The organism is Pallidibacillus thermolactis, from assembly GCF_025660415.1.
In the GTDB taxonomy this organism is placed as follows: Bacteria; Bacillota; Bacilli; order Bacillales; family Caldibacillaceae; genus Pallidibacillus; species Pallidibacillus thermolactis.
Window position 1 is genome coordinate 1 of sequence record NZ_JAOUSE010000017.1, and the last position, 25362, is coordinate 25362.

The window sequence follows — 25362 nt, forward strand, 5'->3', positions numbered from 1 at the left end:
TCATGGTACGAGAGAATTTATATCCGACCACTTTTTTTGTATGTAAATCAAGAACGGACGCTAGATAACACCAACCATCACGAAGCGTATGGACATATGTAATATCAGCTACCCATTTTTCGTTGATTGTTGTTGTAGTGAAATCTTGATTTAATACATTTTCTCGTTCTTCTACGGGCTTTTGTGTTGGTGTTGGGCGGAATTTTTTTACAATACATGATTGGATGCCTGCTTGTTTCATCAAACGTTGAACTCGATTGATACTGCCTGTATAGCCTTCTTTTTTAAGTATTTCAAAGATTTTAGGGGCCCCATAACGACCCTTACTTTCTTTATGGATTGCTCGAATTCGTTCAAGCAGTTGTTCGTTGGCGACATGATAGCTATTCGGCTTCTTGTGAAACGATTGATAATACGTACTTTTAGGCATCTTTAAAACACGACACATCATTTGGATTGGATGATGTTCGCTTTCTTTTGTAATCAAGTCAATCAGTTCTTGCTCATCTATTTTCTCGCGAATATGGTCATAGCCTTTTTTAAGATTTCGATCTCCTGTTTTAATCGAAGATTTTCCTTTTGAATGGCTTCTATATCAGCCAAAGTTAATTCCTGTTCACATTCAATTGGAGAGAGTTGCTTAATCCATTTATAAATCGTTACTTCTGAAACACCATATTCGCTAGAGAGTTGACTGACTGTAGTGCCTAAGCGATAAAGCTCAACTACTGTTTGTTTAAATTCTTGATTATACCGTTTTTGACTCATGATTCGGACACAACCTTTCGTTAGTTTAATATTAATGACTTAACCAAGTTGTGTCCATAAATCTATACTACATCTAATGATTTTAACAGAGGTTTAGTTTGTAAGGACTAAACTTCTTTTATAGATTTTAATTTATATTAATACTAATCATCCTATATAAACGTGTGTCCCACAATCCTCTAAAATTAGTAGGTAATATCAAGCTAAATTCAAGAAAGTGTAAAAAGAGTGAATCGAGAAACACGAAGATTATTCAAACTAGTTCTATTTTTTAGACTTATTAGAGCCCTTTTACTTATTTTTTAAAATTAATCGAAACGTTACCTTATTTTCCGATTTATCGTGATCAGAAACCTAATTATTTAATTTTTCTTGTATCTTGCTTTAGTAGAATTACTAAGACCAAGTTGTTGATATGATTCTGTGATTTTGTGGAAATCTAAGTTCAATTGGTTTTTACTTGAACCATTTACGAAACAAATTGACTTTTTGGTTATAGATGATACTTTTACAAAAAAACACTCATGCAGGAGCTGATTTAATGGAGTCAATCTCTATCAATAAATCCTATAAAAACGAGCGTTTATTAATTAATTACCTGATACTCGTTTTTTACATCATTACTGCTTTTCTTATGAGTTATCTTCTAACAAACGAATATCTTAAAACATCAATTTTTTATTGCTCTATACTATTATTAGCAGTTCTATTCGCTAGTCTTGCTGAACATACTAATAATACATTGATATTTCATTTTTGTATTCTTTTTTCATGTTATTTTTCACCTACGGTTTTAGAAATTTTTCTGCAATAGATGATCCATCATATATAGGAATTTTTGAAAATACTTTGTCTCTTGGATGGTTTGAATATTTTAAGTCATCTACAATAGAACCTGGGTATTTAATATTAAATGATATTGTCGGTACTTTTACAGACGATTATTTATTTATGCAATTAATAACCTCTTTTATACCCTTATTTATATTTTATTATGCGTTCAACAAATATAAAAAACTAATCAGTTTACCTATGGCAGTTTTTTTGTTGTGTTCAATGCTTTATTTTCAAATGCTATCAGTAGCTTTAGTACGAATGTTTATAGCGATTAGTATTATTTTTCTAGCTTTGGGTTACATACCAGAACGTAGACCAGTTAAATATATAACGTTAACACTTATTGCAACTTTTTTTCATTATTCTGCATTTATAATGATTCTACTCTCATATTTTGCAATCAACAAAAAGAACTTATCAAAAAAAGTGTCAAGAATATACACATCTTTATTTTTACTAAGTCCTTTTGTTTTTATTGCTATTAGTAAACTGGTGGTTCCTATACTTGGATCGAGATACCAACAATACGGTTCAATTAACTATGGTATTAATTTTGATTTCTCTACCTTCTCAACTGTTCCTTTAATATTTTTACTTTTATTTTTTATCAAAAAGTTCAAAGATAAAGAACAATTATACTTTAAATTCTTTTTATTCGTATATGCAATATCAGTAATAATTTCACTTTTTGGAGGTATGACTAATCTTGGACGTCTTATATTTTATTCGTATGCCGCGTTTATTTTTTGTGCGTCTATGGTCAGCAACAAAATAAGATTCAATACCTCTAAAATAATATTTACATCAATAGTGATTTTCTATGGATTTTTATACCTATTTTACAGTCAATTCACAAATGAACAGCACATTCCTTACTTGTTCCCATATAATAATATCCTGTTTACATTATAATCATTTATTAGAAACATACTAATATTAGTAGTACAGACCTAGGTCAAGGTTTGTGCTACTTTTTTATAGTAGAAGTGAAGGAAGGTCGGATAGCCCTCAGTATAGAGTCCGTATTTTAAACAGACCAACTTCACCCCCTTATGTGAACCAGTTTAGTATATTGGGTCCAAAGAGACCGTGTATAAGAAAATGGAACCGATAAGGCAATGTGAAGAACTTCTATGATTGGCTAAAAAGGAGAAGCAGTAAAAATGAAACATGTAGTGGCATTTGTATAGGAAAATTACAATGGTTATTGACGATCATTATAGTCTATGTCAATTTGATGGTGAAGTAGCTCATAATCGTCACTCTTTCAAGAAATAAATAAAACACATTTAGCTTTGACACAATCGTTTTTTGGCCATCACTTGTGTGAATAGATTATTAAAAACGCATTTGCAACAACCTGTTATACGATTACGAAAAAGCAGCAATGCATCCGTAAAATCGTTAAGTAACAGTATATCATAGAGACCTGGTGAGAAAAAAATTCATGAGGTTTATTTGTCATGCAAAAATTTTTTTGTAGATGGAACAAAATAGAAGCAAATGCTAATAAATATCAAACCAATTTGTAAAGTGACAACTGAAGAATTAGAAGAGGACTTAGAAAATGAATTAATAAAGACAGCAGAAGAACTTATAAAAAGTGTTGAAAGATTGGAAGAAAAATATAATCAGGTACCAAATAAAGTAGAGAGAAAAGATGTAATTGTATAGCTATTTGAAAACAGACTATGATACCACGTTTAAGAGAATGAGGATGCCTCTATAAAAAAACTGTCAAAAAGCAGGATACAACGTACAATTAGCTACTCAAAATCAAAGTTATTTCTAAGCGTTTATTGAAAATTGGATTCTTACCAAAAGCATCTAAATAATTCGTTGCGTGTGCAGGTTATGTAAGTGAAGAAAAATATTTATTTGCGTTATGAACAAGATTTTAAAATTTATGTATGCCGGATTGTACAGGTTGTCCGTTGAAGTCAATCAAAAGAGAATCGTAAAGTTTATTAGAATCCTATTTACGAAGATATGAAAGCAAAGACCTTCGATGACGAACAAAAAGCAACACTTTATGTCAAACGTAAAATGGATGTCGAAAGTGAGTTCTGTAAAATTAAGGGAATTTTCCGCTCATTCGAAACCGATTGCGTGGAATCGAAAAGGTTGAAACTGAATTTGGAATTGTGGCTTTAGCCCACAATCTCCTAAAATTTGTAGGTAATATCAATCTGTTTACAGGAAAATGTAAAAAGAGCGAATTGAGAAACACAAGGATTTCTCAATTTCGCTCTTTTTTTGGGGACTTATTGGACAGCCCTTTATATTATTTTCTTATTGCGACTTATTAATCCTAATAAACGTTTTCCAAAATAGTTTCGTAACTTTAAACTTTGGACTAGATATAAATTCTATTTTAATTCTCATATCCGCTTGGATGGTTTACATGCCAATTCCAAGCATCTTTGATAATTTGTTCGATATTGGTTCGTGTTGGATTCCAGCCAAGAATTTGTTTTGCTTTGTCTGATGAAGCGATAAGAACACTTGGGTCACCTGGTCGTCTTTCCCCAATTTTTGCAGGAATGTCTTTACCAGTTACTTTTCTTGCCATATCAATAATTTCTTTCACAGAAAAACCTTGGCTACTTCCTAAGTTGAATACGTCGCTGTTCCCACCATCTAATAAATAACGAAGGGCTAATATATGGGCATCAATTAAATCTTCTACGTGTATATAATCACGAATACAGGTTCCATCCTTTGTTGGGTAATCCTCACCGAAAACCGTAATATATTCTCTTTTTCCTAAAGCGGTTTGTAAGACTAGGGGGATTAAATGAGTTTCTGGATTATGATCTTCACCGATTTCACCTGTTGAACGTGCCCCTGCCACATTAAAATAGCGTAAAGCCACATAGTTAATACCGTGAGCAGTTTCGCACCATTTCATCATTTTTTCCATTGCAAGTTTCGTTTCGCCATAGGTATTCGTTGGGTTAGTCACCATATTTTCTGTAATTGGGACGGATTCCGGTTCACCGTAGGTTGCAGCAGTTGAAGAAAAGACAATATGTTTGACGTTGGCTTCGATCATCGCTTCTAGCAGTATTTGTGTCCCATAAACGTTATTATCATAGTATTTCAATGGGTTTTCCATTGATTCACCCACAAGTGAATTAGCTGCAAAATGAAGAACGCCATTAATTTTTTCTTGTTGAAAAACATCCTTTAAAAATGCACGATCACGAATATCACCTTCATAAAACTTAGCCTGTGGATGGATCGCCCCATGATGTCCAGTTTGTAAGTTGTCGATTACAACGACATCATATCCATTATCCATTAATTGATATACAGCATGGGAACCAATATAACCCGCTCCACCAAGAACTAATATACTCATATTTTCATCCTTTCCTAATACTAATTGGACAACCATTTTTATCATAACTGAATTATAGCAAAATAATTAGTCTCCGTCCTTAAAAGTAACTATGACTTCTAGGGAATTTTTGGAAATAGTAGAATGTAGATGATGACTGAAAACTTAAAGTACTTATACATAAACCGTAAATTTAAAGTTTAAGTAGTCCTATATATTTTATATTGGTTTTTCCCAACTTCTTTTGCTTCATAAAGAGCTTTATCTGCATATTTTATTAACATGTTCATGTCAAGGGTATGATCTGGGTACAGTGTCATTCCGATGCTAATACCCATGTGTATACATGTCCCATTGAAAAAGAAGGGGGACGTAAAGGATTGAATAATCCGTTTTGCAATCTCCTCCGCTATTTGCTGCGATTCAATATTTGGTAATAATATTGCGATTTCATCGCCACCGATTCGAGCGACGGTATCCTGTTTCCTGACGTTGGCCCGTATTCGTTTACCCATCTCAACAATGACCGCATCTCCCGTCACATGACCATAAGTGTCATTGATCTGTTTAAACTTCCAACCATCGACCATCATAACGGCGACTTTTTTATTGTTGAGAGCCGCTTGTAATTGTTTATGAAAGACACGTCGGTTTGGTAGTTTAGATAATGAATCATAAAAAGCAGCCTTTTTCAACTTTTCCGGCAATTTCTTACGATCCGTAATATCGCGGGCAATGGTGACAAGTTCGCGGACTTCTCCATTTTCTAATACGGGTGTCGTTGTAATTTCTAATCAAAGGTAAAACCCTTTTTTATGTAGTACTCGAATTTCAACAACAGGCGTTTTTTCTCCATTCATAATGTCTGTTAATCTTTTTCGTAAAATAGAGACATCTCAGGATGGACATATTTTAAGTATGACTTTCCAACATATTCCTCTACTGAATATCCTAGAATTTTCTGTATCGATGGTGATACATATTTTACGTATCCTGACGGGCTAATCACCCTAATAATATCGAAGGCATTTTCAGAAATGAGCCGATACTTTTCTTCATTTTCTCGTAAAATTTCCTCCATTTCCTTCTGGGTAGTAATATCTTTTGCAATCCCAAATACCCCTTTGAGCTCTCCATCAATGACAATAGGGATATTCTTAATGAATAACTGAATAGGGTTGCCATCTTTATGATAAATCTCCGCTTCATATTCTTCATAACGGCCTTGTAAAGCTCGTTGGAAATGGGTTAACGTTTTCTCCCCATCATGTTCTCTGATAAAAGGGACAAAGGGTTTTCCAATGAGGTCCTCTTTATCGTAACCGGTAATTTCGGTTGCCCTATGATTAATACTCCTAAAATGTCCATTTAAATCTAATTCATAAACCGCATCTCCATTATGTTCGATCAATGATTGTAGTTTTTTCTGATTTTCCTTTAATTGCTGTTCGTCTTGTTTTCGTTTCGAAATATCTCTTACGATGGCCAATACATATTTACAAGTCCCATCTTTTGTTAATATCGGTGAAAGGGATGTTTCTCCGAAAAAAGTGCCTTTCTCCGTTTTAAAATGTTCTGTAAATTCAATGGTTTTCTGTGTATATATGACCAAATTATATTTTTTAATTAAAATGTCAGCCCGGTCTTTTGGAAGGACATCTTCCATTCTACGTCCTATAATCGTTTCATCCAGGTTGAGAATGTGTAATGCGGAATGATTGACGTAAATATAGCGAAAGGAATGATGATCTTCTTCCATTAAAAAGATTAAATCCTTTATATTGTCAAATATACTTTTAAATGCCTGTAAATCATGGCCAACTATCTCTAAGAAGTTTTTCACATTGACATTCTCCTTCTTAATGCGGTATACCATCTTTTCATGTCTTCCTATGATTGTTTTAGAAATCATTAATAATCTGTTTTTTGTTTAAAAAATGTATAGCGATTTCCTTTAACAAAACGACAATCGGGTACCAATGGATTTTTTCTAAGGAGGATGGATAACTTATTTAGTAATTTGGCTAAGTTTGTCCGTTCATTTTCATCGATCGAAAATTCTAATCCATATTGATAAATCTGATGTTTTAATTCTTTCATCCAAGCTACGGATCCATATAGTGTAATGGTGTTCCCTAAAATTTCTGTCTCGAATTCTAAAATAATATCTTGATGGACAGGTAATCGTAAATTGGAAAGAAATCTTAAACCACCAAGACCGATGTTTTCAACTAAAACTTCTGATTTCCCAAGTTTTACATTTCTTCCATGAATTTTCGTCAAAGTCATATCGGCAACTAATGGATAAGGAAAAGTAACTCGAAAGTACTTTCTCCGCTCTGTTTTGATTTTTGTTTCTTTTTTCTCACTTGCGGGCTCTATTTTCCCTTTTATTAGTAATTCGGCAAATTCACTTGCTGGCACAGGTTCTGAATATAGATATCCTTGGATGGTATTACATTTAAAACCTTGAAGTATTTCTTGTTGCTCGATCGTTTCTACACCTTCAGCAACAACATCCATTTGCAAATGATGGGCCAGGTCGATAATTGTCTTTGTAATAAAATTCGAATTTTCCTCATCGGAATGACTCAACTCATAAATAAATGAACGGTCAATTTTAATTTCGTCAATAATCCCTTTACATTGTCTGAGTGATAATAAAGAAGAATAGCCCGTACCAAAGTCATCTAAAAGAATTCGAATGCCCATCTCTTTTAACTCTTGTAAAACTCGGATCACGATATTTTCGTTTTCAAGCAGTGACGTTTCTAATATTTCAATTTGGAAGTACTCAGGTTCCAGTTTGGTTAGTTCGAATACGTTTTTAATATTCATAACGAAGTCTTTATCCATAAAACGCTGAGGTGAGATATTGATCGATATTGGAATGGCCGGTAACCCGGCATCTTGCCATGATTTATTTTGAAGACAGACTTGTTTCATAATCCATTTCTCAATTTGTGAAATCAAGCTTGTCTTTCCTGCAATTGGAATAAAATCATCCGGCAGAACTTCACCCCAATCTGGATGGTTCCAACGAATGAGTGCCTCAGCTCCAATAATTTGATGATGGGTCGCATTTACACGAGGTTGATAATACAATTCCAATTGGTTTAGTTCCAATGCTTTTCTCAAATCTGATTCTAACGAGAATAACTTAAATGTTTCTGTATTCATCGAAGCGTTGAAGATTTGATACGTATTCTTTCCTAACTTCTTCGCCTTATTTAAAGCAGAACTTGCATTTTTTAACAGTGTTTCAGCATCTTTTCCATCATTCGGATGAATACTAATTCCAATGCTAGTCGAAATATAAATTTCATATGTTTTAATATAAAAGGGTTTCTCTAGTAGTTCGATTAACTTTTTTGCACGGTTAATTACTTGTTCTGTGTTTTCGGTGTTAGGAAATATAATTGCAAATTCGTCACCACCGATTCGTGAAAGCGTATCTTGCTCTTCCAAGTGGGATTGTATTCGTTCAGAAATTTTTTTCAGTAATTGGTCACCGATGGAAGGGCCGAGCGAATCATTTATATGATTAAAGCGGTCGATATCCAACATCATGATCGCAAATAGTTGATGAGAATGTTTGTTTTGTGCTAAAGTTTGCTCCATTCTTTTAAGAAATAATCTTTTATTCGGAAGCTCTGTCAAATAATCATGGTCAGCAAAATATTCATGCAATTCTTCTATTTTTTTCCGTTCGGTTATGTCTTGAAGTGTTCCTACGATATGTGGCTTATGCTGTAAAGTGATGATTTGTGCATGTGATTCAACATAGATGACTGCCCCATCTTTTCTATGCATTCGAAACGAGTGAGTTAAACCTTTTTCAGCATGAGTTAAAGAATTGGAGACATCATTTAAGTGAGGTATATCTTCTGGATGTACATAGTCTCTAAAATTTATTGTCGAACGGTGATTTTCGATTCCAAGTAAGTTATAAAAGGCTTTATTTCCATAAGTAACTTTTCCATCTTCATTGACAATATAAACACCAGTTAGTGCTTCATCGACAATGCTACTAAATTTCAATTCACATTCCGCTAACTTTTTTTTCTGTCTTTATTAAATTTGTGTTATCTTTCGCGGTAACAAAAATGCCCATAATTTGATCGTGGAATCTTGCAGGAATCATGTTCAAACTAACAGAACATGTTTCACCATTTTTTTGGAGCAGTGTCATGTGAGCACACAGTACTTCACCAGCGGTGGCTTGAGTAAAAAGTTTTTGGTAATGTGCTATTTCACTAGATGGAAAAAATCGTTCAAAAGGAGTTAAGATAATTTCTTGTAGTGTATATCCGAGTGCTTTGACAAAACCATGATTAATGTGAACAATATTCGCATTCATATTTAAAAAAATGACCATATCGGGGTTAAATTTAAAAAGGGAATGATCGAAAAGATTCGATTCTACTATTTTGTTTGTTTTTCCATCATTTTTTACTGAACCGTCAAACGAACTATGGATCATTTCTTCTACTCCTTTTATCTAATTCAGCCTTAAAAAACACAAAATTTATTATATAGGTATTTCGAACTATTTTCATTATAAATTTTAAAATTTTTTGTTTCAGTGAGCATTATCACTTAAAGGTGAGTATTTAACACATCTCTCTCATCAAACATTATAAAAATAATGTAGAAAATTGACGATGTTGATCATAAAGTTGACGTAACTACTTTAAATTGGATTCATTGACGGAATGAATGAACAGGTATAAAATTAATGGGTAAAAATGCCTATTTTTAAAATTTGAGGGGAAATTTCGTGAAAAAGATTATGTGATGGGTTTAGTGTTGTATTTTTGGAAGACATCGATATAGTTACTATACAAGTCGATGCATTGTTTGTCATAAATCGAGATAAACAGTATTTTTGTAGAAATCGAATTTTAGGTGACCTTGTTTGAGGTGCTTTTTTTGCGTAATTTTCTGAGCGGCAGATTGAAGGAGATATCTATTAGTAGTTGAGATTGTGATAGCTGAAAAGAGAAGACTAACCGAATTGGTTCCGTCGGTCAGCCTTATGGATTGTCAAGGAATCTTCATTACAATGGTATTTTATTATATTAAATATCTACAATGATCCCTTTCTAGAGGGATAACTAAGTTTACTATGTATTGAAAGATTGTAAGGCTGATATGTTGATTTATCCGGATTACTCTACGGATGTCGCTGTTGGGCAACGGTTTGAAGATAGGTTGCTTGGATACAACGGTCTTGAACAAGATGGAATTTCATGCCTACAGGAATCGAATGACCGTTATCCATTTGGATAATCGTTTTGTTCCCTTCGTAAGGTTTAATATGTTGAATATATTTGTTAATTACCCATACTTTCCCGAGTCGATCGATTGAAGGAAAGTGGAGTAAGACAATTTCGGACAACGCTGAATAAACAACAGGAACCTGGTTCCGTTTATTCAAGATTGCCCTTGCTCCTCGGACTGCCCCTTCATAATCAGAAGCAATACGCTCATACGATTCTTTCACGATGTGTAATGGTGATTTCCTCACGTTAATTTCTCTATTTTTTTCAAGTACTTTCGAGTTTTCAAACCCGTTTTTATCAAAATTGGATTGGAACACATATGTATTTTTGCTGATATAATAGTTTTCTTTCATAATAAATTCCTCCTTTTAAAATGTTGTTACTTTTTTAAGAGAAGAAATTTACCTTCATCTTCTTGTTGGAAAGTCTATTGATCATCAGCAAAATTAGCGTCCAATGTTTAGGAGATCATTGAAAACTGCAGAAACAAGTCTAGCAAACCCGATTTGATCATGAGCAGTGTCACATGTGGAAAATCCACTTATTATACACAGAAACTTTTCATAAAAATTATTCTGACGTTTTATAAAATTCTACATATAGGTAAAAATTCCTTCTTTTTTTGTCAAAAAATAGTAAAAAATACCCGATTTTTGTAAAAAATGATAACTTATTGTATGTAACGGGGGCAGTTCGGTTAATAAATTACTTTAAAATAGTATCCTAAAATTTTATGTAACTTTTTAAAAACGTTCATAACAAATCGATGCCAGCGTACCAGCAACTAAAATCGTAATGGAGGAAAATAAAACACTTTGCATACCTAATACTTGATAGCCAGATAATACAATTAAGCCGTCAATGATAACGAACAAAATTCCAATATTAATCGGGGTGATTTTTGCAATAAAGTAGGCGAGTAAGTCTGTACCAGCAGTGCTTGTCTCATAACGAAGCATGAGTCCTACAGCCACGCCACAAATGGCCCCGCCTAGAATCGCACTAGGGGCGATCGGGAGAAAAAAGTGAAATGGAGCAAGAAGATCGATAAATAGAGCGGTCAAAATCATACCGTAGAAACTACCATGAAATTGTTTCCGATCTTTGATCCATGCATAAATAATGAGGGGAAGGCTCAATAAAGCAGAACAAAGTCCGGCAGGAAAATGAAAATAATATTGTAGAAGAAGGGCAATACCAATAAATCCACCGTCTAGTAAATGATGAGGCACTAAAAAACCATTGATTCCAATTCCGAGCAAAAAGCTTCCGATAACCATCGCTGCGATTCTTGTAAAAATGTCAACCACCCCACATCTTTTGAAAAAAGACAAGTTCTATTCAAACATTATGAAACGATTCCTAAATTTATACTTAAGTTGGGGGAACGGATTATTTATTAAAAAAATATTAAAAAAAGGTAACAAAATGTAACAATCGACAGTCAATATATAGAGGAATAAGTGGGATTGTAAAAAGGTGATAGTTTGTTATTTTTCCATAAACAAAGTATAGGAAATAGCATAACGTCAAGGATAAATCTTCTGGAGGTGTAACACAATGTGTGGATTTATTGGCTGTGTTCATGAGAACCGAAAAAGTGAAACTGAGGATGAAAAAATATTACAAAAAATGAACAATTTGATTACACATCGTGGCCCGGATGACAAAGGTTATTTTCAAGATGAACATGTGAAATTTGGTTTCAGCAGGTTAAGTATTATTGACTTGGAAGCTGGAAGCCAGCCATTAAGCTATGAAAACGAACGTTATTGGATTATTTTTAACGGGGAAATTTACAATTTTATAGAATTAAGGGAAGGATTGATTAAAGAAGGTTTGCCATTTGAAACGCATTCCGATACGGAAGTCATCGTTGCGTTGTACAGTCGCGTAGGTGAAAAGGTGGCTGAATATTTACGCGGGATGTTTGCTTTTGTGATTTGGGATAAACAAGAACAAACGTTGTATGGCGCAAGAGATCCTTTTGGCATTAAACCTTTTTATTACAGTGTCAAAGGTGATCAAACGTACTTTGCATCTGAGAAAAAAAGTATCCTACTCGCACTTGAATCAACTGAAATAAATAAGGAAGCTTTACAACATTATTTCACATACCAATACGTTCCAGAACCAGAATCCATAAATAAAGGCATCCAAAGGTTAGAACCGGGTCATTACTTTGTCAAAAAATTGGGTTTACCGCTGGAAATTAAACGCTACTGGAAAGCTTCATTCCACCCAGTGCAAAAATCTGAGGAAGACTTTGTTAAGGAAATTCGAACGGTTTTATATGATTCAGTTGAAAAACATATGCGTAGTGACGTTCCTGTTGGTACTTTCTTATCCGGTGGAATCGATTCATCCTTTGTGGCGTCGATCGCAAAGGAATTTCACCCATCCATTAAAACGTTTACGGTCGGATTTCAACGTGACGGTTATAGTGAAATCGATGTAGCTAAAGAAACAGCGGAAAAACTAGGTGTGGAAAATATTCATCATGTCATTACGCCAGAAGAATATATGAGTGAAATTCCAAAAATCATCTGGCATATGGATGACCCACTTGCTGATCCTGCTTGTGTTCCTCTTTATTTTGTCGCGAGAGAGGCAAGTAAACATGTCAAAGTTGTCTTATCTGGTGAAGGTGCCGATGAATTGTTCGGTGGTTACAATATTTATCGTGAACCACTGTCTCTAAAAGTTTTTAACAACATGCCAAACGTTTTCAAATCCTTTTTACGTTCGATTGCTAACATCATGCCTGAAGGAATGAAAGGAAAAAGTTTTATTGAACGAGGGACAACTCCTATAGAAGAACGTTACATTGGGAATGCGAAAATGTATACTGAAGCGGAAAAACGTGCGTTTCTTAATGTTTATCATGCAAACATCCATTATACAGATGTAACGAAGAAACTTTATGAAGAATGTCGTGGTTATGACCCAGTTGAAAAAATGCAGTATATTGATATTCATACATGGATGCGCGGCGATATATTATTAAAAGTCGATCGTATGACAATGGCCCATTCGATCGAAGCGCGTGTACCGTTTTTAGATAAAGAAGTATTTAAAGTTGCTTCCCAAATCCCATCTTCATTAAAGACGGCAAACGGTACGACAAAATACATCCTTCGTAAAGCTGCTGAGGGAATTGTACCTGATCACATATTAAATCGGAAAAAGTTAGGCTTCCCTGTTCCAATCCGTCACTGGTTGAAGGGGGAGATGTATGAATGGGCGCAAAACGTAATCCGTGAAAGTGAAACAGACCATTTGATCAATAAACAATATGTTTTAAACTTACTTGATGATCATTGTAAAGGTAAGGATGATTTTAGCCGTAAGATTTGGACAGTCCTTATGTTTATGGTCTGGCATCAAGTTTATGTTGAAGAAAAATATTCCTTTGAAAAAGTGACCGATAATACGCAAGTTAAACAACTATCAGTTATTGAAAGTTAAAATATCAATTACGGAATCATATTTTTTTGTTTTCATATCTTTTTATTTGTGGCTGTCTAAATATAGGCAGCCACTTTTTATATATGTCTAATTTCGTCAATGTTTACAATCCTAAACAAAAGAGCTTTGGGGGCAGGAGTGACTGATGACCTATATCATCATTGACAAATGCTGGGAGAATGTCCTATATTTATCTGTAAGAAAATTTTGTCAATATATGTCAAAGGAGCATGGAAATAAATGGAAAAAGAAAAGGAATTGCTGTTAAAAGAACTGCTTTTGAATACATATGAAAAGGTGTATACTGATGCAGATATTACTGTTTATGACATTCTAGATTACTTAAAAATGCAACTTAAAAAGATAATGGTCTAACTCATGAATTCTTTCGAAGGATTCATTGATTTTTATAATCGTAAAGTTTTTTAGTTACAATATGTTTAAATTTTATTTTTATGACGAGATAAACGCAATTAAGGGGATGCGCATCCACTCGTACTTCAGCCACCTTAAGCGTAAAAGGGGATGGGAGGCTATTATGCTTTCATCACAAAAGCTTTTGCTACCCCCTGGATTCGCCTCCAACACTCCCTATATAGAATGATGAATTGGAAAGCCTCGTTAAGATAAATAACCTTAAATATTTCAATATAGGAGATTGGTTATTTGTGCACTAAATGTGGGAAAGATGAAATGAGAACTTTTTAAAATTGTGCGGAATGTCCCGCAAGGCCGATCTCGGATAGAAAATGTTCGATGGCAATGGAGGTTGCCCCTAGAGCCGTCGAGCGGTAATTTAAGGCAGAAAAACGAATTTCGGTGCTTTCTTTGAAGTAATTTGCTAGCCGTTCGTCAATGATACGTTCAATTGGGTTCGTGAGCCAATTTTTAAAGCGATTAATGCGATTACCGATAATAATCGCTTCAGGGTTAAATGTATTGATAATGTTCACAATCCCCACTCCAATATTTTCCCCTAATGTATTTAAAAGCTGTAACACTTGTGGATTGCTGTTTCTCGCCTCTTCAAGAAGGATATCCAAATCCGCTTCCTGATTTGCATTTAATATCTGATTTTGCTCGGCTGCTAATAAAAGTGCACTTTCGGAAGCATATAACTCCCAACAACCACGATTGCCACAGCTGCATTTTCGACCATTCGCTTCAATGGTAAAATGTCCCATTTCACCTGAAAATCCTAATGTTCCTTTGTAAAGCTGGTTATGAACGATAATCCCGGTACCAATCCCCATTCCGATACTAATATAAATTTGGTTTGCAATATTTTTTCCAGCACCATACAAATGTTCGGCGTGTGCCCCTGCATTGGCCTCATTTTCAATTCTAACGGGAATGGAATAGCGTTCCTCAATAACTTGTTTAAGATCCACATTATACCATTTTAAATTTGGTGCCAGTTGTATTCTTTGTTCATTATCTACTTGTCCTGGAACCCCAATTCCAATACCGACAATCCCATAAGGACTTTCTGGCGCATTCTGAATTAAGGATTCGATCATGGTAAATATTTTATTTGTCACATATTTAAATGTGGTTTCTTTTAATTTTTCGGTCATCTCGTAAATGACATTTCCACTTAAGTCTGTCAATACACCAAGAATATAATTGACACCAAGGTCAATGCCAATAGCATAACCTGCATTTTGATGAAAATAAAGTAAAACAGGTTTTCTCCCTCCGCTCGACTTACCTGCGCCGATTTCTTGTATAAACGATTCTTTTATAAGTTCAGATACCATGGTCGATACTGTTGCTTTATTCAGTCCAGTTTCTGTTGATATTTGTGCACGAGAAATCGGTCCCTTATTTTTGACCGTATGAAAAACTATCGATTTATTGATTTGCTTAACTAAACTTTGATCTCCTGTTTGTAAACGCTTCATGTCTTTTTCTCCTAACATTTTTTCTAAATTTATTCTAGCATAAAGATAATTTATATTCACTTGATTTTACGTTAAGTTTGTTTAATGAATAAACTTATAATGCTGTTTTACCGTGATATTTTGCAATAATGAATGAAAAATTAATGATATTTCAAAAGTTTTCTATTGACAACGTTTACATTTAGAATTACACTTAGTTTAAACATTAAATTAAGTTTTCACATATAGATGACATTACACTTTAATTCAGAGAGGGGATATCGAAATGAGCTATTTTGAAAGCGTTAAACCTATTCAGTATGAAGGACCAAAATCGAATAATTCACTAGCATTTAAATTTTATAACCCAGAAGAAAAAATCGGCGACAAAACAATGGAAGAAATTTTACGTTTCAGTGTGGCTTATTGGCATACTTTTGTTGAAGAGTTATCCGATCCTTTTGGAAATGGAACTGCGATAAGACCATGGGATAAATTTACTGGCTTGGACCTTGCGAAAGCACGTGTGGAAGCAGCCTTTGAATTTTTTGAAAAAATGAATGTTCCATATTTCTGTTTCCATGATGTTGACATTGCACCTGAAGGCGATACTTTAAGAGAAACAAATAAAAACTTAGACACGATCGTTGCCATGATTAAAGATTATATGAAAGACAGCAAAACGAAATTACTTTGGAATACAGTAAATAATTTCACCCATCCACGTTTTGTTCACGGTGCAGCTTCTTCAAACAATGCAGATGTCTTCGCTTATGCTGCTGCAAAAGTGAAAAAAGGTTTGGAAGTAGGAAAAGAACTAGGTGCGGAAAACTATGTATTCTGGGGTGGACGTGAAGGTTACGAAACGTTATTAAATACAGATATGAAATTAGAATTAGATAATTTAGCTCGCTTCTTCCATATGGCGGTTGATTATGCAAAAGAAATTGGCTTTGATGCCCAATTTTTAATCGAACCAAAACCGAAAGAACCAACTTCCCACCAATATGATTTTGATGTTGCCAGCGGTTATGCCTTCTTACAACATTATGGACTACAAGATAAGTTTAAATTTAATATTGAGGCCAATCACGCAACATTAGCGGGACATACTTTCGAACATGAACTACGCTATGCACGAATTCATGGTATGTTAGGTTCTGTCGATGCCAACCAAGGACATCCGTTATTAGGTTGGGATACGGATGAGTTTCCAACAGATCTCTATGCTACAACTCTAGCAATGTATGAAATATTAAAGAACGGTGGCCTAGGTCGTGGAGGATTGAACTTTGATGCAAAAGTCCGCCGCGGTTCCTTTGAACCAGAAGATTTATTCCATGCGCATATTGCAGGAATGGATAGCTTTGCCGTTGGATTAAAAATCGCACACGCATTAATTGAGGACAAAGTGCTAGATCAAATTATAGCTGATCGTTATAAGAGCTTTACAGATGGTATCGGTTTAGAGATTGTAGAAGGAAAAGCAGATTTCCATAAATTAGAGGAATATGCGTTGAATTTAACCGAAATTAAGAATGAATCTGGTAAATTAGAACGCATTAAATCAATCATTAATCAATACTTATTGCGTTTGTATGCGGAATAATCATAGGCGGATTCTCATAGGAGATGAGTGAAAATGAAATATGTCATTGGTATCGACTTAGGTACAAGTGCAGTAAAAATTTTATTGGTCAATCAAAATGGTGATGTAGTTCAAGAAGTATCAAAGGACTATCCGTTAATTCAGGAAAAATCGGGGTATAGTGAACAAAATCCGCAAGATTGGGTGGATCAGACAATCGCTGGATTGTCTGATCTTCTCCACAATTTTAATTATGAGCCTAATGATATCGAAGGAATTAGTTTTTCCGGACAAATGCATGGGTTAGTGTTGTTAGATGAAAACAATGATGTTTTACGCAATGCTATTTTATGGAATGATACACGGACAACTGCCGAATGTGAAGAAATTGATAACCGAGTCGGCAGAGAAAGATTACTTTCCATTACGAAAAATATCCCCCTAGAAGGTTTTACGTTACCAAAAATACTTTGGGTGAAAAAGCACGAACCAGATATTTTTAAAAAGGCTAAGTCCTTTGTTTTACCAAAAGATTATGTGCGGTATAAACTGACAGGTCAAATTCACATGGATTATTCTGACGCAGCGGGGACGTTACTACTGGATATCGTTAAAAAAGAGTGGAGTAAAGAAATTTGTGATTTACTCGATTTAGATATTCATCTATGTCCACCACTCGTTGATTCTCATGCTGAAGTTGGAACAATAAAACCTGAGATTGCTAGATTAACAGGTTTGCCTGAACAAACTCGCGTATTTGCCGGAGGAGCCGATAATGCATGCGGCGCCATTGGTGCAGGGATTTTATCGGAAGGGAAGACATTAGCAAGTATTGGAACTTCCGGTGTCGTATTGTCTTATGAAGATAGTGGTGAAAAAGATTTTCAAGGGAAAGTTCACTATTTTAACCATGGAGCCCCTCAAGCCTATTATACAATGGGTGTGACTTTGGCAGCCGGTCAAAGCTTAACATGGTTTAAAAATACCTTTGCAAAAAATAAAAGTTTTGATGATCTGTTAAAAGAGGTTGAAAGTGTACCGGTGGGATCAAATGGCTTGCTGTTTACCCCGTACATCGACGGTGAACGTACGCCACATGTAGACGCACAAATTCGCGGCAGTTTCATTGGACTGGATCGTTCGCATGAAGAGAAGCATTTTGTACGCGCTGTTTTGGAAGGGATTACATTTTCTCTCCATGAGTCGGTTGAAATTTTCCGAGAAAATGGGAGGGAGATTAATGAAATTATCTCCATAGGCGGCGGTGCTAAGAATGAAGCATGGTTACAAATGCAGGCCGATATTTTTAATGCCAGAGTGGTGAAACTGCAAAGTGAGCAAGGTCCAGGTATGGGAGCAGCTATGTTAGCTGCCTATGGATGTGGCTGGTTTCCAACCCTTCAAGACTGTGCAGAGAAATTTTTAAAAGTGGATAAAGTCTATGAACCAATTGAAGATCGCGTTGAGAAGTATAAAAAATTATTTACGCTGTACAAACAAGTATACACAGCGACGAAATCATTAAACAAAGAACTGATGGATTTTCGTGACTAATTGAATGCGGGACAATGGTACGCTGTTAGGTCATTTGTCCCAACTAATAGGGGGGGATACCCCCTTTGCCCCAAAGACGTAAAGAAAAATGGTAACGCTTTAATTCAACTAGGAGGGGAGTGAGGAAGGAGCGGATTTTGCGATAAGTCTTGCTCTGAATGACCATGAAAACCAAAAATTATAATACGATGTATATTATATCAATCACTTTAATTGCGACCCTGGGCGGTTTGTTGTTCGGTTATGATACCGCTGTGATCTCTGGTGCCGAACAATCGGTGCAATTGTATATGATTGATAATTTAGGATTAAGTTCATTTATACACGGTTTAACAGTTTCGAGTGCATTAATTGGTTGTATTATCGGGGGATTAATTTCTGGGTATTTTTCCAATAATTTTGGTAGAAAAAAATCACTATTAATTGCAGCAGTTTTATTCTTAGTATCTGCATTAACTTCTGCCTATCCAGAATTCTTATTTTTCAATGTAGGGGAACCCTCGGTTGGGTTACTTATTGCATTTAATATTTACCGAATTTTAGGTGGAATTGGTGTCGGAATGGCATCTGCAATCTGTCCGACATATATCGGTGAGGTTGCCCCCCAAGAAATTCGTGGTCGATTAGTTTCTTGGTATCAATTTGCAGTCATTTTCGGTCAACTTGTTGTTTATTTCGTGAACTTTGGCATTGCCAATGGACAACCAAGTGCATGGGTTAATGATATTGGCTGGCGGTATATGTTTGCTTCTGAAGCTATTCCGGCATTCCTATTCTTTATATTAATCTTCTTTATTCCGGAAACACCAAGATATTTAGCATCCAAAAATAAAGAAGTTCAGGCATTTAACGTATTGTCCAAAGTGAATGGTTCAAAAGAGAGAGCCCAAGCTGTTTTAGCTGAGATCAAAGAATCATTAAGTAAGAAAACAGCGTCAGGCAAACTATTTTCTTATGGAAAAACCGTAATTATTGTTGGGATTTTACTATCAGTCTTTCAACAATTCGTCGGTATTAATGTAGCCTTATATTATGCACCGCGTATTTTTGAAAGTATGGGTGCAGGTCAAAATGCATCATTGTTGCAAACGGTGATTATGGGAATCGTGAACGTGATCTTTACTGTTGTCGCTATACAAACAGTGGATAAATGGGGAAGAAAACCACTTCTAATGATTGGTTCCATCGGTATGGCGATCGGTATGTTTGGTGTTGCGATCCTTGCTCAAAATGAAATTTTTGGAATTTGGACGTTAATCTTTATTGTATTCTATACAGCATCCTTTATGATGTCTTGGGGTCCAATTTGTTGGGTTTTACTATCAGAAATTTTCCCAAATCTCATTCGTGGACAAGCAATGGCAATTGCCGTCGCAGCACAATGGGCAGCAAACTTTTTCATTTCGTCCACATACCCTCCAATGATGGAAATTAGCGGAGGAATGACATATGGATTCTACGGACTAATGAGTGTACTTTCCGCACTATTTGTTTGGAAAATGGTTCCTGAAACAAAAGGAAAATCACTTGAACAATTAGAATCGTTATGGGGAAAAAAGGATAAAAAATCATCGGAAGAAGTCTCTCAAGGAAACATTTGGAAATAATAGGAAGAGTTGTTAAGCCCTTGGTAACTCCAATCGGTGTGATCAAGGGTTTTATTTTTGCTTGATTGAATGAACAGAGGGAAACTAAGAGTAAGTTTTTGTATGAATGTATATGGTCAATGTGACATCATATCGACGACTTGAACCCACACAAAAAAAACACAACCTCATTTTTAAAAGGTTTCAGGGAATAAACACATTCTGTAAGGAAATGCACATTCCGTTCATATATATCAATATAGTTGGTAAAAATCCCCGTCACTCCCCATTCTTCTAGATGATCGATTGCGGAAGGATCGTCAACGGTATACGGATGGACTTGCAACCCTGTTTCTATCGCGTTTTTTACATAGTTTTCATTAACAAATTTATAAGACGGTCCAACAGCAACGGCATATTTACTAATTTTATTAAATGTTCTCTTTGTTGATTTTTTAACTTCATAGGACGTTTGTAATTTTACTAACGGTAAAGATGGTTCGAGCGCGTACATAATTCGTAAGCTTCGTTCGCTAAAGGAAGAAATAATCACTTTTCCATCTGATTCATTTTCTTCTAGAAAGCCGAACTCCTCAAGTAACAAAACTAACGTTTTTTCCATTTGTTTATATTGTTCGGGATTTTTCATTTCGATGTAATAGTTTACGTCATGGCCAAACTCTTCGAAAATTTCCCGCAACGTAGGAATCGTTAAGCCTTCGTATTCCACTTTTGCTCGTTTTGGAAATTTTTCATTGAACCACGAACCGGCATCCAATTGTTTCAATTCTTCTAATGTATATAGAAAAACTTTCCCTTTTCCATTGGTTGTACGATCAACCGAATCATCATGCAAAGCAACAAGATGGCCATCCTTCGTCATTTGAAGATCAATTTCGATATAATCGGCACCTAATTCATTTGCTAGTTTGAAAGAAGCCATTGTATTTTCCGGAGCATAACCACTAGCACCACGATGTGCGAAAATTAGGAAATGGTCATATGTTGGAAGAGTCGCTTTCATTGCTGAACTATTACAACCGGTCAATAAACTAAAAGTAACAAGTAGTAGTAAGAAAAATCTCATCACTCACCCGCCTTAGAACGAGAAATGCCCCGTTCCTGTTTTTATTATTATTCTATTAGGATTTCATACTAAATGTTCATTGATATGGATCCACTCCGAATAAAAGCGGATTAGATGCGGTTTGAAGGATGATAAAGGTATGCTTGTTACTGCGGAAAAAAGCGTGTTACTACTGAAAAAAAGGTTAAGCTAAGGATAAAAAAGGTTTAACTACGGATAAAGAGAGTGTTACTCTGGATAAAAAGGTTGTTGCTGCGGAAAAAAGAGGTTTAACTGCGGATAAAGAGTGTGTTACTACTGATAAAAAGGGTTTAGCTGCGGATAAAGAGAGTGTTACTCCGGATAAAAAGGTTGTTACTCCGGATAAAAAGGTTGTTGCTGCGGATAAAGAGAGTGTTACTCCGGATAAAAGGGCTTATGCTACGGATAAAAAGGGTTTGACTACGGATAAAGAGCGTGTTACTACTGATAAAAAGGGTTTAGCTGCGGATAAAGAGAGTGTTACTCCGGATAAAAGGGCTTATGCTGCGGATAACAAGGGTTTAACTACGGATAAAGAGCGTGTTACTCCGGATAAAAGAGGATTAACTCCGGATAAAAGGAGTGTGACTACTGGTAAAAAGGTTGAGCTGCGGATAACAAGGGTTTAACTAATAGATAAAGGGGGTTAACTGCGGATAAAAGGAGTGATTGCTCTTGATAAAATAAGTTTTACTGCGAACAGTTGAAGATTTACCACGGTTAAACAAGGGTTTATTACAGATATAAGGAAGTTTCACTATAGAAACTGTGTTCAAGCCCTTGATGAAACCACTTTTTACTCCGTTTCAATTAAAAAACTGCGTTCAAGCCCTTGATGAAACCACTTTTTACTCCGTTTCAATTAAAAAACTGCGTTCAAACCCTTGATGAAACCACTTTTATCTCAGTTTCAAACAAAAAACTATGTTCAAGCCCTTGATGAAACCACTTTTATTTCAGTTTCAAACAAAAAACTGTGTTCAAACCCTCAATGAAAGCACTTTTTACTCTGATTCAATCCCTTGATGAAAGCACTATTTACTCTGATTCAATCCCAAAACTGTGTTCAAGCTCTTGATGAAAGCACTTTTTACTCTGATTCAATCTCAAAACTGTGTTCAAGCCCTCGATGAAAGCACTTTTTACTCTGATTCAATCCCAAAACTGTGTTCAAGCCCTCGATGAAAGCACTTTTTACTCTGATTCAATCCCAAAACTGCGTTCAAGCTCTTGATGAAAGCACTTTTTACTCCGTTTCAAACAAAAAACTGCGTTCAAACCCTTGATGAAACCACTTTTATTTCAGTTTCAAACAAAAAACTGTGTTCAAGCCCCAGATGAAACCACTTTTATCTCAGTTTCGAACAAAAAACTGTGTTCAAGCCCTTGATGAAACCACTTTTTACTCCGATTCAATTAAAAAACTGCGTTCAAACCCTTGATGAAACCACTTTTATCTCAGTTTCAAACAAAAAACTATGTTCAAGCCCTTGATGAAACCAATTTTTCCTCAATTTCAAGCAAATTCTATATATCTTGTAACATTTTCAAAAATTGTAAAAAATACTGCAATCAATTTTTAACCTACGTGTAACCTGCCTATAATAGTATCTATGTTAAGGTGGAAGTACAAGAGATAGGAGGTATTGATACATATGAAAAAAGGAGCAATAACCTTAGCCATTACCGTAGCAATTGCTAGTTTAGGTTTATGGGCTGGACAAGCTTCTGCTAAAGAAGTTGTTGTAAGGAAAGGTGACACTCTGTGGGATCTTGCTAGACAGCATCATACCACTGTAAATAATCTCTTTAAATTTAATAATTTGCAATCTTCCATTATCTATCCAGGCCAAGTATTACAAACTGAATATTTATATACAGTCGTCAAAGGTGACACACTTTGGGATATTTCGCGAGCCTTTGGTATTACAGTTGCTGAGTTAAAAGAGCGCAATAATTTAACATCTGACCTTATTATTGTTGGTCAAGTATTAACGATACCTAATGCGAATACTGAACATATCAATCAGCAAGTTGTTAAAAGAGCAAGCTTAGCGCATAAACAAAAGAATTTGAATGTCACAAACCAAGATACTCCAGTTGAAGTTCAATCGCAAAAAGCAGAGGAACAGCCTGCAAAAGCTGAGGAGTCAAATAAAAAAAGCACGACGCAATCAGTAGAAAAATCTGAAGAGCAAACAGAAAGTGCTAAAATACCGCCAGTAGAGAAACCTGTAAAACAAACAGAAAGTGCTAAAACACAATCAGCAGAGAAAACTGTAAAACAAGCTGAGAGTCCTAAATCACAATCAGCAGATGAACCAAAACAAGAAACGGAACGTGTTGAAACAAAAGCTGCAAGTCAACCAAATGAACAATCAAAAGAAGCAGAAAAAATGGTTGTTGAAGCAGGGGACACCATTTCTGTAGAGGCAACGGCTTATACCGTTGAAAGTGCAGGAGGAAATGGAATTACAACTATAGGTATTGATTTAAATAAAAATCCGGATGCAAAAGTTATTTCAGTAGATCCTAATGTTATCCCACTTGGAACTAAAGTTTATGTTGAAGGTTATGGTAATGCCATTGCAGGAGATACCGGTAGTGCCATCAAAGGCAACAAGATTGATGTTTACCTACCAACGGAAGAAGAAGCTCTAAACTGGGGTAGACGCACTGTTAACGTTACAATTTTAGAGTAAATAAGAATTTGAGATATTGTCCATACCCATTTATGTGTTTATCACGACCCAAGGTTGCATTTGCCTTGGGTCTTTTTGTGCTTTAAAACTTATATGAGAAATAATCCAATGAATATAGAGGAGTTGATGATTTTCTGGTGTTGTTTTTGCTGGTATCGTAAAAAATTGTAGGAATATAGCCAGTATGGCCTTGATCAAGTTTCCACCGGCAAACCGGCATTTAGAAACTCGGCAGTGCGGTTCGGAACGTATTCATCGAATATAATCAAGTTTATCATTCTTTGCTTTCACCAGCGTGCTTAAAAAAATAAAATAACCATACAAAATCAAATTATTGCGTGTTGAAATTGAGCCGTAACTCATAGTCGAACAACATTCCCTAGCTCCCATAAAGACAATATCGTCCGCAGGAAAAGAGTCCCCATTGGAAAAATCGATCATCCCAATTTGCTTAAACGTCTGCTACTCTGTTTTTTCGAGACCGGAATAACACCCAAATAGCTACAACGAGTCCTCCCGCACCGTCCGTAATTAAATCGGACATTGTATCAGCATTTCCATGTTGTAAATTCATGTCAAATAAAACATCCGCTAAGTATTCATAGATTTCCCACAACACACCGCCCATGATAGAGAAGGAAAAAATAAAGATAAATATAAACCAGGTGGAAAGTTCATACACCGTGTCCCTGGGCAACAATTTTTTATACAGATCAATCGCTAAACAGGCTAACAATATACCGCTAATAAAGTGTAACAATAAATCCCACCATACGAAATGCTGATAAAAATTGGCAATCGATCCAAGGATTTGACTACCAAATAAAAACAAAATATAAAAGCAAATCAATGGTAATCCAAGTTCGAACTTTGTGAATATCATAATTCCGATTGGGAACAGTCCTAAAGCAATGCCGCTTAACGCAACTAAACCAAAGTTGTGCGTACCATTTATAAAGAGCACTATAGCTAGGATGAGACAAATTATTGAGTAAAATAAACTGATGCCAATGATCGCTTTTCTTTTCATTTTTTCACATCCAATACCGAAAGACTATCGTTTTTCGTCCTATTGTAAGTTTATGTAACAATTCTTTTTTTTAAGCTCTTTTTCAAGAAAATGTTTATCCGAGCCTTTTTGTTAAAAATTATCTGGCCTCTTGTTCAAACCTCGTCTTTCAAGCCTAATTCATCTTTTATATAAAAAAGTAATAAAGAAACGGTAGCGCAAATATGCATA

Annotated in this window: 21 protein-coding genes; 9 read left to right on the top strand and 12 right to left on the bottom strand. The window is 35.2% G+C overall.

Translation table 11 applies throughout. From position 1 onward, the window contains the following. Both OEV82_RS07330 and OEV82_RS07335 read right to left on the bottom strand, forming a co-directional pair. The coding region (locus tag OEV82_RS07330; protein WP_263061474.1) for an IS3 family transposase at positions 1-487 on the bottom strand (487 nt) is incomplete at its 3' end. Positions 488-507: 20 nt separating this feature from the next. After that, complete coding sequence (locus tag OEV82_RS07335; RefSeq protein ID WP_263061475.1) at positions 508-768, bottom strand: transposase; 261 nt, start codon at positions 766-768, stop codon at positions 508-510. Positions 769-1524: 756 nt separating this feature from the next. Here OEV82_RS07335 and OEV82_RS16155 point away from each other — a divergent pair. After that, positions 1525-2517 carry an EpsG family protein gene (locus OEV82_RS16155; RefSeq protein WP_407672752.1) on the top strand — a complete coding sequence of 331 codons (993 nt, stop codon included), beginning with the start codon at positions 1525-1527 and terminating at the stop codon, positions 2515-2517. 591 nt (positions 2518-3108) lie between these two features. Next, entirely contained in the window at positions 3109-3279 is a 171-nt protein-coding gene (locus OEV82_RS07340; RefSeq protein WP_263061476.1) for a hypothetical protein, read from the top strand. Positions 3280-3979: 700 nt separating this feature from the next. Here OEV82_RS07340 and galE read toward each other — a convergent pair. The 7 genes from galE to OEV82_RS07375 all read right to left on the bottom strand — a co-directional run bounded on the left by galE (position 3980) and on the right by OEV82_RS07375 (position 11543). Next, positions 3980-4969 (bottom strand): UDP-glucose 4-epimerase GalE, encoded by a 990-nt coding sequence (gene galE, locus OEV82_RS07345; protein WP_263061477.1) that lies wholly within the window; start codon positions 4967-4969, stop codon positions 3980-3982. Between the two features lie 179 nt (positions 4970-5148). After that, a complete protein-coding gene (locus OEV82_RS07350; RefSeq protein WP_263061478.1) occupies positions 5149-5655 on the bottom strand; it encodes a GGDEF domain-containing protein in 507 nt (168 codons plus the stop codon). A gap of 161 nt (positions 5656-5816) precedes the next feature. Then, on the bottom strand, positions 5817-6824 hold the full coding sequence (locus OEV82_RS07355; protein WP_263061479.1) for a PAS domain-containing protein: 1008 nt from the start codon (positions 6822-6824) through the stop codon (positions 5817-5819). Positions 6825-6859: 35 nt separating this feature from the next. Continuing rightward, on the bottom strand, positions 6860-8989 hold the full coding sequence (locus OEV82_RS07360; protein ID WP_263061480.1) for an EAL domain-containing protein: 2130 nt from the start codon (positions 8987-8989) through the stop codon (positions 6860-6862). Position 8990: 1 nt separating this feature from the next. Beyond that, positions 8991-9431, bottom strand: a complete 441-nt coding sequence (locus OEV82_RS07365; RefSeq protein WP_263061481.1) for a PAS domain-containing protein — start codon at positions 9429-9431, stop codon at positions 8991-8993. A gap of 693 nt (positions 9432-10124) precedes the next feature. Further along, a complete protein-coding gene (locus OEV82_RS07370) occupies positions 10125-10586 on the bottom strand; it encodes a competence protein ComK (protein WP_263061482.1) in 462 nt (153 codons plus the stop codon). A 390-nt stretch (positions 10587-10976) separates the two neighbouring features. Beyond that, positions 10977-11543, bottom strand: coding sequence for a YitT family protein (locus tag OEV82_RS07375; RefSeq protein ID WP_317634305.1), 567 nt, complete (start codon positions 11541-11543; stop codon positions 10977-10979). Between the two features lie 250 nt (positions 11544-11793). On the opposite strand from OEV82_RS07375, the gene asnB reads away from it, so the two are divergent. Both asnB and OEV82_RS07385 read left to right on the top strand, forming a co-directional pair. Further along, a complete protein-coding gene (asnB, locus tag OEV82_RS07380) occupies positions 11794-13701 on the top strand; it encodes an asparagine synthase (glutamine-hydrolyzing) (protein ID WP_263061483.1) in 1908 nt (635 codons plus the stop codon). Between the two features lie 240 nt (positions 13702-13941). Then, positions 13942-14076, top strand: coding sequence for a hypothetical protein (locus OEV82_RS07385; protein ID WP_263061484.1), 135 nt, complete (start codon positions 13942-13944; stop codon positions 14074-14076). Positions 14077-14405: 329 nt separating this feature from the next. Here OEV82_RS07385 and OEV82_RS07390 read toward each other — a convergent pair whose 3' ends face one another. After that, positions 14406-15605, bottom strand: coding sequence for an ROK family transcriptional regulator (locus OEV82_RS07390; protein ID WP_263061485.1), 1200 nt, complete (start codon positions 15603-15605; stop codon positions 14406-14408). 265 nt (positions 15606-15870) lie between these two features. On the opposite strand from OEV82_RS07390, the gene xylA reads away from it, so the two are divergent. From xylA to xylE, 3 genes are all read left to right on the top strand, one after another. Next, complete coding sequence (xylA, locus tag OEV82_RS07395) at positions 15871-17193, top strand: xylose isomerase (RefSeq protein WP_263061486.1); 1323 nt, start codon at positions 15871-15873, stop codon at positions 17191-17193. A 33-nt stretch (positions 17194-17226) separates the two neighbouring features. After that, a complete protein-coding gene (gene xylB / locus OEV82_RS07400; RefSeq protein WP_263061487.1) occupies positions 17227-18726 on the top strand; it encodes a xylulokinase in 1500 nt (499 codons plus the stop codon). Positions 18727-18890: 164 nt separating this feature from the next. Further along, a complete protein-coding gene (gene xylE / locus OEV82_RS07405) occupies positions 18891-20333 on the top strand; it encodes a D-xylose transporter XylE (RefSeq protein WP_263061488.1) in 1443 nt (480 codons plus the stop codon). A 127-nt stretch (positions 20334-20460) separates the two neighbouring features. Here the strand turns inward: xylE and OEV82_RS07410 are convergent, their stop codons facing one another. Then, the gene (locus tag OEV82_RS07410; RefSeq protein ID WP_263061489.1) at positions 20461-21399 is read right to left on the bottom strand and encodes a glycerophosphodiester phosphodiesterase; all 939 of its coding nucleotides are present in this window, start codon (positions 21397-21399) and stop codon (positions 20461-20463) included. A 437-nt stretch (positions 21400-21836) separates the two neighbouring features. Here OEV82_RS07410 and OEV82_RS07415 point away from each other — a divergent pair, with 437 nt between their 5' ends. Both OEV82_RS07415 and OEV82_RS07420 read left to right on the top strand, forming a co-directional pair. After that, positions 21837-22049, top strand: coding sequence for a hypothetical protein (locus tag OEV82_RS07415; RefSeq protein WP_263061490.1), 213 nt, complete (start codon positions 21837-21839; stop codon positions 22047-22049). Positions 22050-23075: 1026 nt separating this feature from the next. Next, positions 23076-24122 carry a LysM peptidoglycan-binding domain-containing protein gene (locus OEV82_RS07420; protein WP_263061507.1) on the top strand — a complete coding sequence of 349 codons (1047 nt, stop codon included), beginning with the start codon at positions 23076-23078 and terminating at the stop codon, positions 24120-24122. Between the two features lie 451 nt (positions 24123-24573). On the opposite strand, the gene OEV82_RS07425 is transcribed toward OEV82_RS07420, so the two are convergent. Beyond that, on the bottom strand, positions 24574-25152 hold the full coding sequence (locus OEV82_RS07425) for a hypothetical protein (protein ID WP_263061491.1): 579 nt from the start codon (positions 25150-25152) through the stop codon (positions 24574-24576). Between the last annotated feature and the right edge of the window lie 210 nt (positions 25153-25362).